Genomic DNA, 14,830 nt, shown 5'->3' with positions numbered 1-14,830 from the left:
TCGACGCCATCGCGGACGCCTCGGCGTTGCGACCCCTCGGGGGACGATAGCGCCACGTCCGTCAAATGCGGCCAACCGCCTCAAACGGCACCGTGCCATCGCCACCCACTACGACAAACTCACTGTCCGCTACGAAGCCGTCCTCCACATCGCCATCATCAACGACTGGTTACTGACCCCACTTTAAAACAAGCCCTAGGCCTCTTGCTTGAAATTCAAAACCGCCTTATCCAAAGGTCCCGAATAGTGCAAAATCGACCCCCATCAGGATTCCCCCTGAAAGAAATCTCATTTGGAAACACAATTTCATTGCCTGTTACAGCGCACGAATTGACTCCCGAATTAAAGATGCCCTGCATTCTAACCAGATTCGGCCCCATCACCTCAAGATCCAAGATCGGCACAATATCGGCTTCGGCAAACGCGCGGTTAAACCTTGCCGTCGCCGACTTGAGCCAATCCGGCCACAATTTAGAATGATTGGAGTGCATAACACGAACCCTGCCTGGATACTGCTCCACCGTACAACCATCATCGCCAAACGACCTAAAGTGCCCACCCGCCATCTCAAACAATTTATTCCCGTCAACATCTAGCAACGAAGCGCTGACTTCCATGACACCCCATGCGCGGAGCTTAAATGATAGGCCAACGCCAGATCCTCCAGAAAACAGAATCATGTCGGAGTCGCTACGAAATTCGATCGAGCCCAACATCAGACCTGGCGCCCTGGTAGAAGGCTCAATGTAGACATAACCCCTGACCCCTTCATGCCTGTCCCGAATGATCGCCTTCCAGGAATATGCAGTACTATCACTGACCCTTAGATCACCCCTCGAAACCGCATCATGACAGGCTGGGCAAATTGCGATCATATCCCGAGGATCGTGAACCTTTACTACATGCCATTCTTTTATGTGATGTATCTCAATCAGGATATTCGGGCAGCCAGGATTCGCACACTTCCCTCCCGCCTCCCTAACCAGCTCCCTTTTCACCGACTTATTAACCTTGGGCCTGCTACCCATTAGATCTCCACCACCAGCACTCGGAACAAGGCCAGCAACCGTTCTTCGGTTGATCGTACTCCGGTTCCCTTGCCGAGTTTGGCTGTTCGGGATCAAGGACTGCGATGCGTTGCGTCGCCGCGACGGAGAGGCGAAAGCGGCCGACGGGGCGTACGGTGTGGGCGCCGGTCCCCACCAGCCGGACGCCCCGCCACGGTCTTTGGCCTGGCAGCACTCCCTTGCCCACCGAGCTCCAGGCACGCTGCGCCATTCTCAGGAGAAGGCGGACACCGGACTTAAGGTCGAGCTGCTGCTCCTTGTCCAGCTCGCTCCTGATCACTCGTAGAGGCGATGAGGACGGCAGTCACCTGGCTCGGAGAACCGCACCCCCGGTTTCGACCCCTGGGGAGCGATGAGGACTTGATGCGAGAGCTCTGCCGAGCACGCCCCGCGCACGCTGTGCGATCCTCATCGCCCCTACGAGGGACCGCCGCGCAATGCGGAAGCCCTTGTTGGTCCAGATGACCATCGTCCTCATCACCCCTCACTAATGGGCAAAGACCCTCATGATTACCTGAACTCGGCGAGTAGAAGCGAGAGACGACGTTCAGCCCTGCCGATCTGCATGAGCAGTGCATCTTGGATTTCGGGGGTGAAGTTGGTGCCGTTCAGCCCCGATGCCTCGACAACGCGTGTCAGCCCGTCTTGCCTGGAGCCATCGAGGAAGGGGAGAACCGCGGGGTGGGCGAGGGTGTCTCTCGCGGCGTAGCTGTCGTCGGTTGCCCTGGTGAGGATGGCATGTGCAAGTTCTCGTACTTCGGGGCTCCTGGGATCTTCTGCTGTGCCGAGCGCTGTCAGGCCGACTCGGATGGAGAACAGCTTCGTTGAGGGTATGGCGCTGACCACGACATCGCGCGCCAAACTCAGTTGTTGCCCGGCCGTCTTCTGCACCGTGTCTATGGCTGCGCGACAGGCTTCTTGCAGGATGCCAGCGACCGCGTGTTCCCACTGCTCGTCCAGGGCGGAGCCGTAAAGGATCTTCAAGGCTTGGTCGGGGTGACCGTCTTTGAGGTGGGCGATGATGGAAACTTGGCGGCCGTCGAGGAGCCGGGTGCCGATTCCGCGGTGGGTGACGGTGATTTGTTCGGCGTCCTTCCAGCGCCCTGCGTTGATCAGGGCACGGGTGCCGTCCGCGAGGAGGGCGGCCCAGGTGGCGGTGCATATGGTCTTGTGGTCTTTGGTAGTTCGAATGAGAATTCCGAAGTCGACCATGTGGTCGTCGATGGTGGCGGATTCTCGGCAGAGGGCTGCGGCGTGGAGGGCTTCGAGGGCTGCGTGGGCTTGCTCGGGGCGGCCCTCTCGGATCATCTGCCGGGTGATATTGAGAGGCGGCTGGACAGCGAGTTCGACGGCCGTGTCGGTCAAGGTGCCTGCCCGGCCATAGATGGCGAACTGGCGCCAGCACAAAGAGCGCGCCAGGTCGGGCATGCCGACGTCGGAGGCGATGAGTGCGGCCTTGTTGAGTACTTCGGCCTGTTGGGCGGCGGAGTAGCGTCCGCGGGTCGCGAGGTCGGCGAGTTCCTGGATGCGGGTGACGAGTGGGAGGCCGGGTGGGCGCGGGCGTTGGACGAGGGGGAACCAGGTGAGTGCGAGGTCCTGGTCGATCATGGTGCCGCCGTGGGGTCGGGGCCGAAGATGGCGAGCTTTGCGGTGCCGGCGAGTACGGCCTGGGTTCGGTACGGGAGGCCGAGGCGGTTCCAGGAGAAGACGATGTGGTGGGTGAGGACGTCTCGGAGCCGCGGTGCAGGTGGCCGTCTGCCGCGAGGTCGGCGATGCGGCGTCCGGCGTTGGAGAGGTCTTCTGCCCAGCTCGCGGCGAGTTTCAGGAAGGCGGATTCCTCGGTTACGGGGGTGATGTCGACGCTCAGAAGGCGACGTAGTGACTGCTCCAGCGCGGGGATTCCGCTCCGTGGGCTCGGGTCGGGCTGCGGGCGGTGGTCGGCTACTCGGGCCCATACGTCTCCCTGCTCGTACCAGTCGAGGGTCGCGCCGCGCAGGAGCCCGGTGCCGAGCAGCACGGCGAGCTCTCTTCGGTGGTCTTGGTCGGCCGGCCTGGCGAAGTAGGACAGGGCGTGCTTGCTGTCGAGGTGGAAGAGGTCGTGCGCGGCTTGCATCCCGGCGTCGCCGCCGAACGCGTGAACCTCGGGTTCGTAGACGATCGCGGTGGTGCCGGTGATGAGGCCGTGTTCTTTGAGTTCGTCGAGTTGCGTGGAGAGCGGGTCTGGCGGGCTGTCGGGGTGTGGCAGGTAGCGGAGGCGCCAGACGGGCCGCTTGCGGATGAAGAACCATCGGGAGATCTGTCCGTGGGACTCTGCGCGGTCGAGGAGCGGGGCAAGGTAGGTGGCGACGGTTCCTTCGGCCGCTGCCCAGTCCGGAAAGCCGATGTTGAGCTGACGCCAGGAGCAGTCTTCGGTCATTGGCGGTCTCCGGGGGGTTCAGGCGAGCAGCAGGACGGAGTCCCATGCTGAGCGTGGGGCTTGTGCGGTGCCGATGGTGTGGAGGGCGAGCGCGACTCCGGCGGCTCCGTCGAGGAACTCCGGATCGCCTGGGACGTCTGTGCTCATCTCGATCAGCCGTTCGGTGAGCGGGCCCAGTTCGTGGGTGAGATCAGGGCTTTGGGCGTCGGAGGCGACCCTCCACGAGACGTGCAGGAGCCCGGCCATCCCGTGGCACAGCCCGGCGTCGGGAAGGCGCAGGAGTTGATCTGGCTCTCGGAGCGTCCGCAGGAGAGCGTCCTCGGCATCGCGCTGACGGGCGAGGTCGTGGAGGGCCATTCCGGCGAGTTGCTGTGCGCGAGCGGTGCCGCCGATGCCGTAGCACCAGGACGGGCGGGGGTGTGAGGACCGGTCGATGGTTCCCCGCTCGTGCTGGGCGAGGTCGATGTATCCGGGCCACCAGGTCAGGGAGGCGTCGTCCTGGCGCCAGCGATCGGTCCATGAGCAGAGCCTTTGGATCGCCTCTGGGCTTCCGGGGATGGGATGGCCTTCGAGTTCGGCGAGGGAGAGAAGGGCGATGACTGCGCCGATGCCGTGGGCGACGCCGAGGTTGCCGTGTCCGCCGGGGAACTCGGGGGCGGGATCTCCGTTCGGAGAGACCTCTGTCCACCACGGGGGAAGCTTCGCCGTGCCGGGCAGTGGCTCTGTGAGTCGGACGAGGTAGGTGAGGACGTCTCGGGTGATCGGGTGCTCGGGGTGGTGGCGCAGGTGGTAGATCCCGAGGCCGGTCAGACCTCGGATGAGGTCGAATTCCTTCATCTCCGGTTGGGCGCCGGCCTTGATGCGGGAATCGGCGTCGGCGAGGCGCGAGCGGGTGAGGTTGATCGTCGTTTCGTCGAGCTTGGACAGCGCTTTGGAAAAGCGTCCGCCTTGGCTTGCCGCGTGGAGGACGAAGCCCAGGGCCGAAGCTCCGACGAACAGCCCGGCGTTGGTGGCGGCGGTGAGTTCGTCTCGGGTGGCGGCTTTGAGCCACCGCTGGACGGTCGCCCAGTCTCCTCTGCCTGCGAGTGCCCGCTCAATGTGAAGGAGGGCGATTCCTGCGGCGCCCCCTGCGAGGGATTGAGGCCACGCGCGGGTTCTGGGATGGCTATTGGGCCATGCCGTCTCTGGGTCGGTCAGGGAGGCGGCGATCTTGTCGGCTGCGTCGAGCGCGTCCGGATTCGGTTCGGTCACTGGGTCCTCCGGTTGCGTGCGAGGCGGCTCAGCGCGGCGGCTCGGGCGAGGTGGAGGCAGGCGGCTTCGGATTCGAGGTCGGGGCCGATCATCCGGGCGTGGTGCAGGTGAAGCAGGTCCTTGAGCACTCGGTCGATGAGATCCGGCGTGCCAAGCGCTTCGCGGTAGGAGGCAGCCGCCTGAGTCCTCTCCTCCCAGGAGGAGAGGACTTCGGCACCGCCTGGGAGTTCGGCCAGGGCTGCGCGGTCCTCGGGGTCGGCGAGGGAGACGGCCTGCCGGTAGAGCTGTCGCTCCGGAGCGTTCGATGTCGTGCGTGTGTGCTCGACGATCCAGCGCATGGCCTCGGCGGTGTCCCCGATGAAGTCCGCGGCGAGGGCGAGTAGGCCGGCCGCGGTCAGGGCTCGGCGGTCGGCTCCTCCGGGCTCACGACTGGCGGTGAGCTGGCCCAGCGCGGCCGATGAGTCCGCCGCGAAGAGTGCCTCGGCTAGGTCGATAGCGGTGGGCCCGCCGAAGCGGGCGGTCTCGGGGAAGTAGGTGTCCCAGTGGACATCCGAGGTCAGGCCTGATTCCAAGAGACGCTGCGTCCACTTCGCGATCCTCTCGGCCGTATCCGCGGTGCTCTCGCTCGGGCAGCTGAGGCGTAGCCGAAGGTGCTGGCGGGGGTCCTGGTAGCGCAGGAACCAGCGTTGAGCGTCCGGAAGCTGGTCGAGGAGTCTGGGAAGGTGGCGGATGAGGACATCGTCGAGCCGGTTCGGATTGCCGTAGAGCTTGAGGGAGAAGAGGCCGGCGTGGCCGGAGACGAAGCCTCGTCCGGGGACGGCCGTCTCGGCGTGGATCCAGGTCGGGGCGGGCGCCGGTGCACCGCGCGAGACCAGCGGCACGACGATCTCGTGAGCGTGACCGCCGATCCAGCCAGCGGCTCCGGCCCACGGCGCTGTCCTCAGGGAGGCGCGGCCCGAGCGGTTCAGGTGCTCGCGGACGAGTGCGCGGTGGGCGTATTCGCCGAGGTCGAGCGTGATGCGCTGGTCGCCGTCCCCGAGCTGGATGCGGAGCGGGAGGCGAACGTCTTCCCGCCAAACGGTGAACGCCCTGTCCCAGGTCCTCTCGTCAGCATCGGGACCGGGTAGATCCTCCGCGGTGAGCTGCCATCTCGCAGGGGCAAGGAGGGTCCGCCCGAACCGGACCGCCGGAAGGAAGGGAAGCTTCGCGGCGGCGCCCCAGTCGAAGGCGGTGCAGGGGGCGGACGTGGCCGTCGTGGCCTCGGCGAGGAAGCGGGCCAGCGGGTGAGCGTGGTTGACCGGTTCGACGGCGTTGAGAAGCACCGGCTCCAGGACCTGGCGGTGGGCGAGCGAGAGGAGGTAGAGCCGGTCGCGGTCCGCGGTGACGGCGAGGTCGTCGAGCGGGATCTGGTCGCTGTCCTCGCGGTACTCCCCGAGCGCGATGACGGACGGGACGGCTTGGACCGTTCGGGCGACGTTCTCCGAGGCGGTGTAGCGGGTGGGGGCCGAGATCTGAACGATGCGAGCGCCCTCGACGGCCGGACGACGGTGCGCGTACCAGGACGTCAACCGTTCGCGTTCCTCGGCATCCAGGAGATGGAGGAACCGGCCGGTCATCGTCCCGGCCATACGGGAGACGTTCGTGATCGTGAGGGTGAACTCGCCCGAGTCCAAGGCGGTGAGGCTCGGAGACTCGACGCGGACGGTCACCTCTGTCGTCGTCTGGATCCGGGTCGGCGGGGTCGGCGAGAGACGTGACAGAAGCTCGTCGTCCAGGACGATCTCCCGCTCTCCGTGGAGCGCTGCCTTCTGCGCCAAACCGAGGAGCAGAACATCGCGGTCGCCGATCCTGCTGGCAGACGGAAGCGGTGGGCTCCCCAGGAAGCCGTCCGGATAGCCCAGCCCGGTGTAGACGTCGACGGCGCTCAGCAGCGGGACGACAGCGTAAGGCCCATAGCGCTCCAGGAACCTGCGGTGCCACCCGTCCCACCCGGGATTGAGGCTGTGGTGCCGGGCCAGTCGAGCTAGGACCGAAGCCGAAGCCGCGGCCTCGCGCGCGACGTCGTCGGGGACCGTGACGTCGTGGTCGAGGCGAAGATCGACGGCAAGAGGCGATCGGGCCGGCGGGTGGAGGTCCCGCATCCGAGCTGCCAGAGTCTCGCGATGGCACGCTGCATCATTCGCATTGGTGGCTTCGTTGTGCGCTGTCATGAGCTGGTTCACGTGGTGGAGCTCATCGACGATCGCCACGTTGTCCGCCTCGGCTTTGATGTCCTGCAGCCGGGTGTCGAGGGTGCGGAGCGGCCAAGGCGTCGTCATCGTCGGCCTCAGGTTCGTGATCAGGAACCTGTGCGCGATCAGCTCGGCGACCAGGTGATCGATAGCCTCCACGCGCCCATCAGGAAACTCGCCCGCGAGCTTCTCGACCAGTTCACCGATGCCGATCGGGGCGTGCGCCAGCTCCAGCACCTTTTCGACGGGAGCGGTCGCCCGGATGCGTGCGTGGACTGGGCTGGTTCCTGTCGTGCCTCCCGGTCGGTGCTCGATGATCAGATGATCGTCGGCCTTGCTGGCAAGGGAGCTGGCGACCACCTTCAGGTGCGGCCGGATGGCTGGGTCGGCTTCAAGGCGTTCGATGACTGACGTGAGCCACTCGGCGTCGGGGCGGACGACGGCACGATGACCGTCCCCCAGACAGCAGGCACTCCTGCCGGAGATCCGAGCCGTCCCCACGCCCGAGAAGAGGCCGAAGGGCGTAGGGCGTTCGGAGGCTCGGAGGAGATAGCGCATCACCGAGACGACCGCGCTCCGCACGGCTTGGGTCGGGAGCGGGTGTCCATCGCGGATCTGCTGCACACGATGGGCGAGCGAAGGGCTGGCCTGCGCGAGGGCGACGGAGAACTCGCGAAGGTGCGAGACCCGCTCCAGCCAGGAGCGCCAGGCCGTCGGGTCCGCGCGGTCGGTCAGGTCGGGCCATTGCCTGACGAGTGAGCTCTGAGGGAGGGCCGCAGCGCGTACGACTGCGACGTCGAAGTAGTCGTACACGTGCGGCTCCAGCGCTACGAGGAGACGAAGCCCGGCCGGCCGCCGAAGGAGATCGGCCGGGCTCGCCTTACGTCAGGGGGTAAGCGCCCGAGAAGTCGGCTACGGGCAGGACGAGCAGGCGGTCGCGCAGGTGGAGTTGCAGCCGTCGTCGGTCATCCGGATGACCTTGTCGGCGGTCGGACCGGCCTCGACGATGGAGATGTCCAGGTCCCACTCGGTGAACTCGGTGAACTCGGATGGCTCCGCGGCGGGCACCGCCACGATCGGGGCTTCGGCGAACTGGGTGGACATGTGGCTCCTTAACTCGGGAGGGTTATTGCGGGGCTACGACCAGGACACTTCGACCGCCCCGCTCCGCTTGGCGATGCGCTGCGGGGCGAGGTCGTCCGGGTGTCCGGTCGTCTTGGGGAAGTAGCGGATCTGGGCCGCGCCTCGGCGGCGGTGGTGGGTCGCCCAGCGCTGGAGCAGGGCGATGTACTCGGCGGCCACTTCTTCGGCGTTCGGGCCGTGGGCGATGACGCCGCTTTCGAAGCCGCCGGTCTCCTCGTTCTCGCGACGGGTCCGGTAGGCGATGCTGCCGCTGCGGACGAGGGCCGGCACTCCGAGAGCCGCCGACGCCGCGAACAGACCGCTGTCGATGAGTCCCTGCTGGGCGAACAGAAGCGCGACCTGCGGACCGCTGGTGAGCAGGAACAGTTCCAGCTCGTCCGGCAGCTCGTAGACGGCGCCGGACCAGCGCACGATCCCCGGCCGGTGGACCGCGATCCGCAGCGCCGAGACGTCGAAGTCCTGGCGCTCGTCGTCCACGAGAAGCTGCAGGCCGTCGTCCACGGTGACGAAGCGCTCTTCGTGCGCTCCGGCGCCCTGCATGGGCACGAAGCGGCACAGGCCGTAGCTGTCGCTGACCAGGCCCTCCGCATCGCGAGTGAACGCGATCGACCGGGTGACGCCCTTGATCCGCAGCGGTACAACGATCCTGCCGCCGGGGGCAAGCTGCTCCAGCCACGCGTCCGCGAGGTACCAGGCGCCCACCGTGACGATGATCCTGTCGTACGGGGCGTTCGCCGCCACTCCGCCGTCCGCGTCGGCCAGGACGACCTCGACGTCGGTGTAGCCCGCCGCATCGAGGAAACTCCGGGCCCGGTCCACGATGTCCGGGTCGATATCGACCGTGGTCACCCGGCCGGTCTCCCCGACGATCTCCCGGATGAGCGCGGCGTTGTAGCCTCCCGATCCGATCTCCAGAACACGCATCCCCGGCTCGACCTGCGCCTGCTCCAGCATCACCGCCTGAAGGAGCGTCGCCGAGACCGAACTGAGCGCCGCCCCCGCCTCATCCCGCTTCACGGTCAGCGGGCTGTCGGGGTGATACGCCGCCTCCAGCGGCTCGTCCGGCGCGAACAGGTGCCGAGGCACCGCCGCCACCGCGGCGGCCACCCGCTCCGACTTGAGAACCCCAAGGTCATGCAGCTTCTCGACCATCAACGCCCGCAACAGCGTCGCGCGGTCCTCGGTATCGGACCCTGCATCGGCGACTCGTGTCACTATGCGCTCTCCTCTGATCGTTCGGTAGCGGCCCTGCTCGTGCTCCGCTGGTCGACTGATTACTACAGCCAGTGAAGTGGCAACCTTGGAAAGGAACTAGAGGGGATCAGAGGAGACGAGAGGAGATCGGAGGAGGCAGCTCCCTACCGCTGCTGATCAGGCAAACGTCAACTGGCCCCGAGTTCTAACCTCGGGTGGCCCGATTTAGGATCTTGCTGGGGTGGTCGGCGAACCAGATTTGACCCCACTCTGGTGGGCGGCGTTGCGTGCCGCCTATCTGCGCCGCTGCCCTCCGGGACCCCGACCAACCGGGCGCGGTCACGACCGACTGGCTCACGGCGCTGGCTGGCAGAGATCCGCTCACGCTCCAACGCAAACAGACAGCATGACCAGGGGCTGAACCAACCAGCGCACATCAATTCGCTGGCACACCGGGGAGAAACTGGGCATTGTTCCCCAGTGGACACTCCAGCTTGGCCCATCGAGCACGAAGACCGTTGGCTTCTGAACTATCGCGGTCTTCTCATCACCAAGATCAGCATCGACTACCGGCTCACGCTGCTCCTGGGCGCCGACGTCGAGGTCGTCGTGGAGTGCCCCGCACGGATATCCCACGGACCACTTTCCAATCCGAAGAACCCCAGCACCGCAGTCGTCCCCGAGCGGCAAGACGTGGCGGCGGCGCTATCGCTCTTCGGCGCGAAGGTCCTATCCGCAGTCGCGTTCAAGAGCGGCGGCCTTCGCATGGTCTTCGACACTGGCCTGCACCTCAACTGCCCGGCCGACCCGTCCTGCGAGGCCTGGCAGGCAACCGGACCTGGGCAGTGGAAAATCGTGTCCCGCCCCGGCGGTGACCTCTCCGTCTGGCGCGGCGAGCACCACCCTTCATCGGACCAGGCTGCTCAGCACACCGAGCGTCTCACCACAACCACACAGGCGAGGCCAAATCTCACCGAAAAGTAGTCGACCAGCTACACAGTGGGGCTAGGGCTAGCTCGCCGACTGGAGCCAGAAACCGCTGTACAGCCACCACGGCATACGCTCAAGTGCATGGCAGAGCAGCTTGAGATCCATGTGACCGCGGGAGACCGGGCGGAGGCCGAGCGAATCGTGGAGGCCGCCGTCACCAGCAGGGCGGCTGCGGGCGCGCAGATCAGCGGACCGATCTCATCCACCTACTGGTGGCAGGGCAAGATCGAACGGAGCGAGGAGTTCCTCGTTCTCATGAAGACGTCGAAGGCACGACTGGACGACCTCGTGCGCATCGTGAAGGAGGCGCACTCCTACGACACACCGGAGATCGTCGCGGTGCCGATCGAAGGCGGTCTTGCCGACTACCTCGGCTGGATCAGTGAAGAGACAGCTGCTCGTCCTGAGGCCGGCTAGCCGCGTAGTCCGAGCGGAAGTCCCGGGCCGCCTGCTCAGGGGACGATGCGAGCTCCGCGAAGACCGTGTCCAAGCGTTCCCAGCCAAGCGGTGCGTTCAGCTGCTCGGTGGCGGCGAAGGCCGACCTCGCGCACTCCACCGCCTCGTTGACATCCCCGAGCCTGTAGCGCGCGAGAGCCAGCTCCGCGTTGACGACGCAGAGTTTCTTCACCTCGGTCTCCGGGCCGAGGTAGAGCTCGATCTCGTCGACGGCTCTGACGACTTCGTCTTCGTCGCGAAGCCGGGAGTGGACGGTGAGCCGCATCGAGGCAAACCGGCCCGGGTCCAGGAAGCACGTCCACGGCCGGGCCGCAACGTCAGCAGCCGCATACGCTTCCTCGGCGGCCTGGATCGCGGGCTTCGCGGTGGCCGTGTCCTTGAGCTTCGCTGACTCCTCCGCAAGGCGGCCGAGCAACCACGCTCGGGTGGCCGGGTCGGATGACGCGCTCAAGCCGGCGAGGGCAGTCTGCAATGAGCCGATGGATTTGATCGTGTCGCCACCGGTCATGAAGGACCGGTATCCGCTCATGCACGCAGCGATCTCGGGATCTGAAGCGTGCCGTGCCGATACCGTCGCCAGCCGCGAGTGCGAGACCGCCGATTGTCGGTCGCCTTGCTCCCACGCGAACCACGCGGCCAGGACCGCGCTTTCCCCTGCGACGACGGCCAGGCGGCGCCGGTTCTCGTCGGACAAGCCGCTCTCCAACAGCACGGTCACCTCTTTGAGGTGTTCAAGGACCGCAGGGTAGAGCGCCTTCGCCGGAAGGTGCTCCTCCAAGCGATGAAGTCCCCGAGTCCTGTCCTCCAAGTGCGCGATCGTCGTCTCGTCAGGCTTGTGCGTCCCCGAGAGAGCCCGAACGAGACGATCGACCGGGTCAAGTGACAATCCGGCAGCCGTGGTTCCCGCGAGCTGGAGCAGAGTCCTTCGATCCACTCTCTGATTCAGCCTCCCTACGATCCAGGCGAGCGTGAGGCAGTCGTCTGGAAGCTCGGGGTCGGCTGCGGCAGGGCCTGAAAGCTCTGCCGACCACACCCGCCGGTAGAGCTCTTCATAGACCGGACCAGGGCGATGAGATCCGCTCTCGTGATAGCGAATCTCCCGGACGATCGAAGCCCTGCTCGGCAGAGAGGCGCGCGTCTTCGGATCCGCAGCCTGTTCCAGCCGCCGGGCGAGCTCGTTCTGGGTCCAGCACAGGCGGCGGCGCTTCGCGCGGATGCTCTCCGCCCACAGTTCTTCCCCGAACGCATTCTCGCTCATACCGGCTCACCTTGGGCTCGGACGGACAACGGTCTCCGCTGATCTCCTGCGATCTCACTCAGTCTCCTCCTGACAGCGCCGCGTCGCAGCTGTTCGCTTTAGGTGTCTATCGAGGCGCAAGCCGAGAAACAGCCCGCAATTCGGAGTTCGCCGTCCGCGCCGCCGAACCTCCGTCAAGCACGAAGCCCGGAGGACGACATGACCAACACCGATCTCGTGTCCGATGACACCGCGCTGCGCTGGATCCACGAACAGGGGGACCTGAGCTGGCGCCGAGCTTTCCGCGGCCCCCCTTGCCAAGTGAAGCAAGCGCGGCGCTTCATCTCCGAGACGCTCGATGGAAGCGGAAGCGAAACGGAGGCCTCGACGATCGTGACAGAGCTCGCGACCAACGCGATCCGCCACACCCCCTCCGGTGAGGGCGGCTGGTTCGGCGTCGAGGTCACCAGGAACACCGCAATCGTCAAGCTGTCCGTCACGGACCTCGGCGACGGGAAGGGGCTGAACTGGGACAACTCCGAGTTCCTCGACGAAGGCGGACGGGGCCTCTTCGTCGTCCGCCAGATGGCGAGATCCGTCGGAGCGGCAAGGCTTCAGGGGCTCGGACACGTCGTCTGGGCGACCCTTCAAACTGCAGAACGGCGAATGTAGCCGCAGATCGGCTCCGAGCGATCGCGACGTGTCGCCGACCTCGCAGCAACAGCCGGACGCGGCACAGTGGTCGATGGACCGGTCGCGCCGCTGATCGGACCCGAACGAGGTCAGGCTCCGGTGAAGAGCGGTTCCGGCAGAGCTTCCCGGCCCCGGCCGGCCCGATCTGGAGGCATCGTTCGGGTGAAGTCGATGCAGCCGGGCGGTCTGAGCGAGCCCTCCAGGTCCGAAGTTCCCTTCCGGCACAGCTCCACCGGACGTGAACCGCTTCGCGGGGCAAGAGATAGATAAACCTGGCTTACGCCCTGAACCGTGCGCGGTTCAGGAGAACGGACCGGGCGCGGTCCGCAGGAGGTGGGGACGTTAGCGGAGACCGGACGGCCACCAAGGAGCTTCTTCGCCGGCCACCCGGCTCACCCCGTCCTCATCGCCCCTGCGGGGCGCATAGGGAAGCCGGTCCCGAGCGGTCAGGGACCGGCTTCGCGGGTGGCCGAACTGCCACGGTGTCTATGCGGCGGTCAGGCCGGTGGATGAGCCGAAGTGTTGTTCGATGAGCTGGGCCGCGAGGACGGCGCGGAGTTTGTCGATTTCGGCGTTGGCGGCGTTGAGTTGGGCCTTCAGGTCTGCGGTGGCGTCTTCGGGGGCTTCGGTGTGGCGGATCTTCTTGAGGGCGGTGAGGGCGGTTTCGTCGGCGGTGGGGAGGGTGTGGAGGTAGCGCTCGGTGGTGGTGATCTTGGCGTGGCCCAGGCGTTCCTTGACGATCTGGAGGTCGGCTCCGCCTGCGAGGAGCCAGGAGGCGTGGGCGTGGCGGAGGTCTTGGAAGCGGGGAAAGAAGCCCAGGGCTGCGGCTTCGCAGGACGGGTGCCAGGTGCCGTTGCGGAACCAGGTGGCGTTCATGTGGGGATCTAGGTCGACTACGCGGGGCTTTCGGGGGCTGTCTTTGCCGGCGGCTCTGCGATTGGCTCGGTAGTGGGCTACCGCCGCGCGGCAGTGTTCGCAGCGGCACTTGCCCAGGCCGTAGGCGGTGGTCGTGCCGTGGAGGTAGACGCGGCCCTTCTCGTTGGGGTCGGTGTAGCCGAGGGACCTGGGGACCGGGATGATCTCGACGACCGGCTTGTAGTCGAGGCGGCGGGAGAAGAAGAGGTCGTCCTTGCCGAGTTTCGCGTCGTCGGCGTGGGCCTTGAGCTTCGTGACGATCTGATCGCTGAGTTTGAGCTTTCGCCACTTGCGGCCCTTGGGGTAGTCCTTGACGAAGTGGCGCTTGCCCTCCGGGTGGACTTCGGGCGACAGGTACAGGACGACGCGGCTGACCGTGAGGATGTGCGTGCGGAAGTCGAGGTCCTTGACGCGGAGTTCGGCCAGTTCGCCCCAGCGTAGGCCGCTCTCAATGGCCGTCTCGACGAGGAGGCGGGAGGTCGTGTCGGGGAGGGCGAGGTAGATCTGGTCGAACTCGTCGGCGGTGATGATGCGCAGCGGCTTTTCGGGGACCGGGTCGGTCGGGACGCCCCTGCTCGGGTGCAGCAGGATGACTCCGTCATTCGCCGCCGTGGTGAAGATGGCGTTGAGGACCGAGCTCTTGCAGTAGGCGATGCGTCGCTTGCCCACCCCCTTCTGCTTGAGCTCGGTGATCCAGGAGCGGACGTCCTCCGAGCTGATGTCGCACATCCGCATGTTCTCGAAGTACGGGAGGATGTGGGTGCGCAGGGCGCTCAGGTAGTCCTGCTTGGTGCTGAGCTCGATCCGGTGGTTCGGCAGCCACGTCTCCATGACGTACTTGCCGAATCTCTGTCTGCCTCGCCGCGGGTCCCATGTTCGGCCTTCGGCGATCTTCGCCACCGCGGCTTGCCACGCCCGTTCGGCTTCCTTGAACGTCTTGAAGGTCCCGGCGGTCTGCCGAACTCCGGAGGCGTCGTCGTACAAAGCTTGGAAGCTTACGCCGTTCTTGCCGACTCGTTCTCGGGTGAAGCCCATGAGAGCCCTCCTCGCACCATGATCATTTGTCACTCATTTGTCACTGGGACTGCCTGCGAACCAGCGATACGATCTTGCACCAGTTAACACGAAAACCGGCCCTGACCTGGGGCTTTGATCTGTGCGTACCCGATCGGCCACTCGTTAAGACGGACGCCAAATCGGTCTTCCAAACTAGCTACGCGGGTTCGATTCCCGTCAT

At 65.9% G+C, this 14,830-nt stretch carries 11 protein-coding genes and 2 pseudogenes; 3 read left to right on the top strand and 10 right to left on the bottom strand.

What is annotated here, in order from left to right:
• Positions 1–215 precede the first annotated feature (215 nt).
• The 8 genes and pseudogenes from R9X44_RS24370 to fxlM form a co-directional block, all read right to left on the bottom strand.
• Positions 216–680 carry a hypothetical protein gene (locus R9X44_RS24370; RefSeq protein WP_319816583.1) on the bottom strand — a complete coding sequence of 155 codons (465 nt, stop codon included), beginning with the start codon at positions 678–680 and terminating at the stop codon, positions 216–218.
• A gap of 168 nt (positions 681–848) precedes the next feature.
• A pseudogene (locus R9X44_RS35810) lies at positions 849–1,028 on the bottom strand (HNH endonuclease signature motif containing protein); the annotation flags it as partial.
• Positions 1,029–1,577: 549 nt separating this feature from the next.
• Complete coding sequence (locus R9X44_RS24365; RefSeq protein WP_319816582.1) at positions 1,578–2,675, bottom strand: hypothetical protein; 1,098 nt, start codon at positions 2,673–2,675, stop codon at positions 1,578–1,580.
• Between the two features lie 133 nt (positions 2,676–2,808).
• A pseudogene (locus R9X44_RS35805) lies at positions 2,809–3,483 on the bottom strand (thiopeptide-type bacteriocin biosynthesis protein); the annotation flags it as partial.
• A gap of 18 nt (positions 3,484–3,501) precedes the next feature.
• Entirely contained in the window at positions 3,502–4,734 is a 1,233-nt protein-coding gene (locus R9X44_RS24360; protein WP_319816581.1) for a lanthionine synthetase C family protein, read from the bottom strand.
• A complete protein-coding gene (locus R9X44_RS24355; protein ID WP_319816580.1) occupies positions 4,731–7,778 on the bottom strand; it encodes a lantibiotic dehydratase in 3,048 nt (1,015 codons plus the stop codon). The genes R9X44_RS24360 and R9X44_RS24355 overlap by 4 nt, the downstream gene beginning before the upstream one ends.
• A 99-nt stretch (positions 7,779–7,877) precedes the next feature.
• The gene (locus R9X44_RS24350; protein ID WP_319816579.1) at positions 7,878–8,069 is read right to left on the bottom strand and encodes an FxLD family lanthipeptide; all 192 of its coding nucleotides are present in this window, start codon (positions 8,067–8,069) and stop codon (positions 7,878–7,880) included.
• A 33-nt stretch (positions 8,070–8,102) separates the two neighbouring features.
• Complete coding sequence (fxlM, locus tag R9X44_RS24345; RefSeq protein WP_319816578.1) at positions 8,103–9,323, bottom strand: methyltransferase, FxLD system; 1,221 nt, start codon at positions 9,321–9,323, stop codon at positions 8,103–8,105.
• 459 nt (positions 9,324–9,782) lie between these two features.
• Here fxlM and R9X44_RS24340 point away from each other — a divergent pair, with 459 nt between their 5' ends.
• Together R9X44_RS24340 and cutA are read left to right on the top strand one after the other, a co-directional pair.
• Complete coding sequence (locus R9X44_RS24340; protein WP_319816577.1) at positions 9,783–10,286, top strand: DUF6188 family protein; 504 nt, start codon at positions 9,783–9,785, stop codon at positions 10,284–10,286.
• An 87-nt stretch (positions 10,287–10,373) separates the two neighbouring features.
• On the top strand, positions 10,374–10,709 hold the full coding sequence (cutA, locus tag R9X44_RS24335) for a divalent-cation tolerance protein CutA (protein WP_319816576.1): 336 nt from the start codon (positions 10,374–10,376) through the stop codon (positions 10,707–10,709).
• On the opposite strand, the gene R9X44_RS24330 is transcribed toward cutA, so the two are convergent.
• Entirely contained in the window at positions 10,672–12,006 is a 1,335-nt protein-coding gene (locus tag R9X44_RS24330; protein ID WP_319816575.1) for an XRE family transcriptional regulator, read from the bottom strand. The genes cutA and R9X44_RS24330 overlap by 38 nt on opposite strands.
• 198 nt (positions 12,007–12,204) lie before the next feature.
• Between R9X44_RS24330 and R9X44_RS24325 the strand changes: the two genes are divergently transcribed.
• A complete protein-coding gene (locus R9X44_RS24325; RefSeq protein WP_319816574.1) occupies positions 12,205–12,657 on the top strand; it encodes an ATP-binding protein in 453 nt (150 codons plus the stop codon).
• Positions 12,658–13,164: 507 nt separating this feature from the next.
• On the opposite strand, the gene R9X44_RS24320 is transcribed toward R9X44_RS24325, so the two are convergent.
• Positions 13,165–14,628, bottom strand: a complete 1,464-nt coding sequence (locus R9X44_RS24320; protein WP_319816573.1) for a site-specific integrase — start codon at positions 14,626–14,628, stop codon at positions 13,165–13,167.
• Positions 14,629–14,830: the final 202 nt, after the last annotated feature.

The sequence above is a fragment of the Actinocorallia sp. A-T 12471 genome (genome assembly GCF_033875155.1).
Taxonomy (GTDB): Bacteria; Actinomycetota; Actinomycetes; order Streptosporangiales; family Streptosporangiaceae; genus Actinocorallia.
Note: the sequence above shows the minus strand (reverse complement) of the source record. Positions and strands in the feature narration are given on the sequence as shown.

Excerpts from the sequence above, each read along its gene's own strand:
- R9X44_RS24330 (WP_319816575.1), bottom strand. The coding sequence starts at position 12,006 with ATGAGCGAGAATGCGTTCGGGGAAGAACTGTGGGCGGAGAGCATCCGC.
- cutA (WP_319816576.1), top strand. The coding sequence starts at position 10,374 with ATGGCAGAGCAGCTTGAGATCCATGTGACCGCGGGAGACCGGGCGGAG.
- R9X44_RS24325 (WP_319816574.1), top strand. The coding sequence starts at position 12,205 with ATGACCAACACCGATCTCGTGTCCGATGACACCGCGCTGCGCTGGATC.
- R9X44_RS24370 (WP_319816583.1), bottom strand. The coding sequence starts at position 680 with ATGATTCTGTTTTCTGGAGGATCTGGCGTTGGCCTATCATTTAAGCTC.
- R9X44_RS24365 (WP_319816582.1), bottom strand. The coding sequence starts at position 2,675 with ATGATCGACCAGGACCTCGCACTCACCTGGTTCCCCCTCGTCCAACGC.
- R9X44_RS24350 (WP_319816579.1), bottom strand. The coding sequence starts at position 8,069 with ATGTCCACCCAGTTCGCCGAAGCCCCGATCGTGGCGGTGCCCGCCGCG.
- R9X44_RS24320 (WP_319816573.1), bottom strand. The coding sequence starts at position 14,628 with ATGGGCTTCACCCGAGAACGAGTCGGCAAGAACGGCGTAAGCTTCCAA.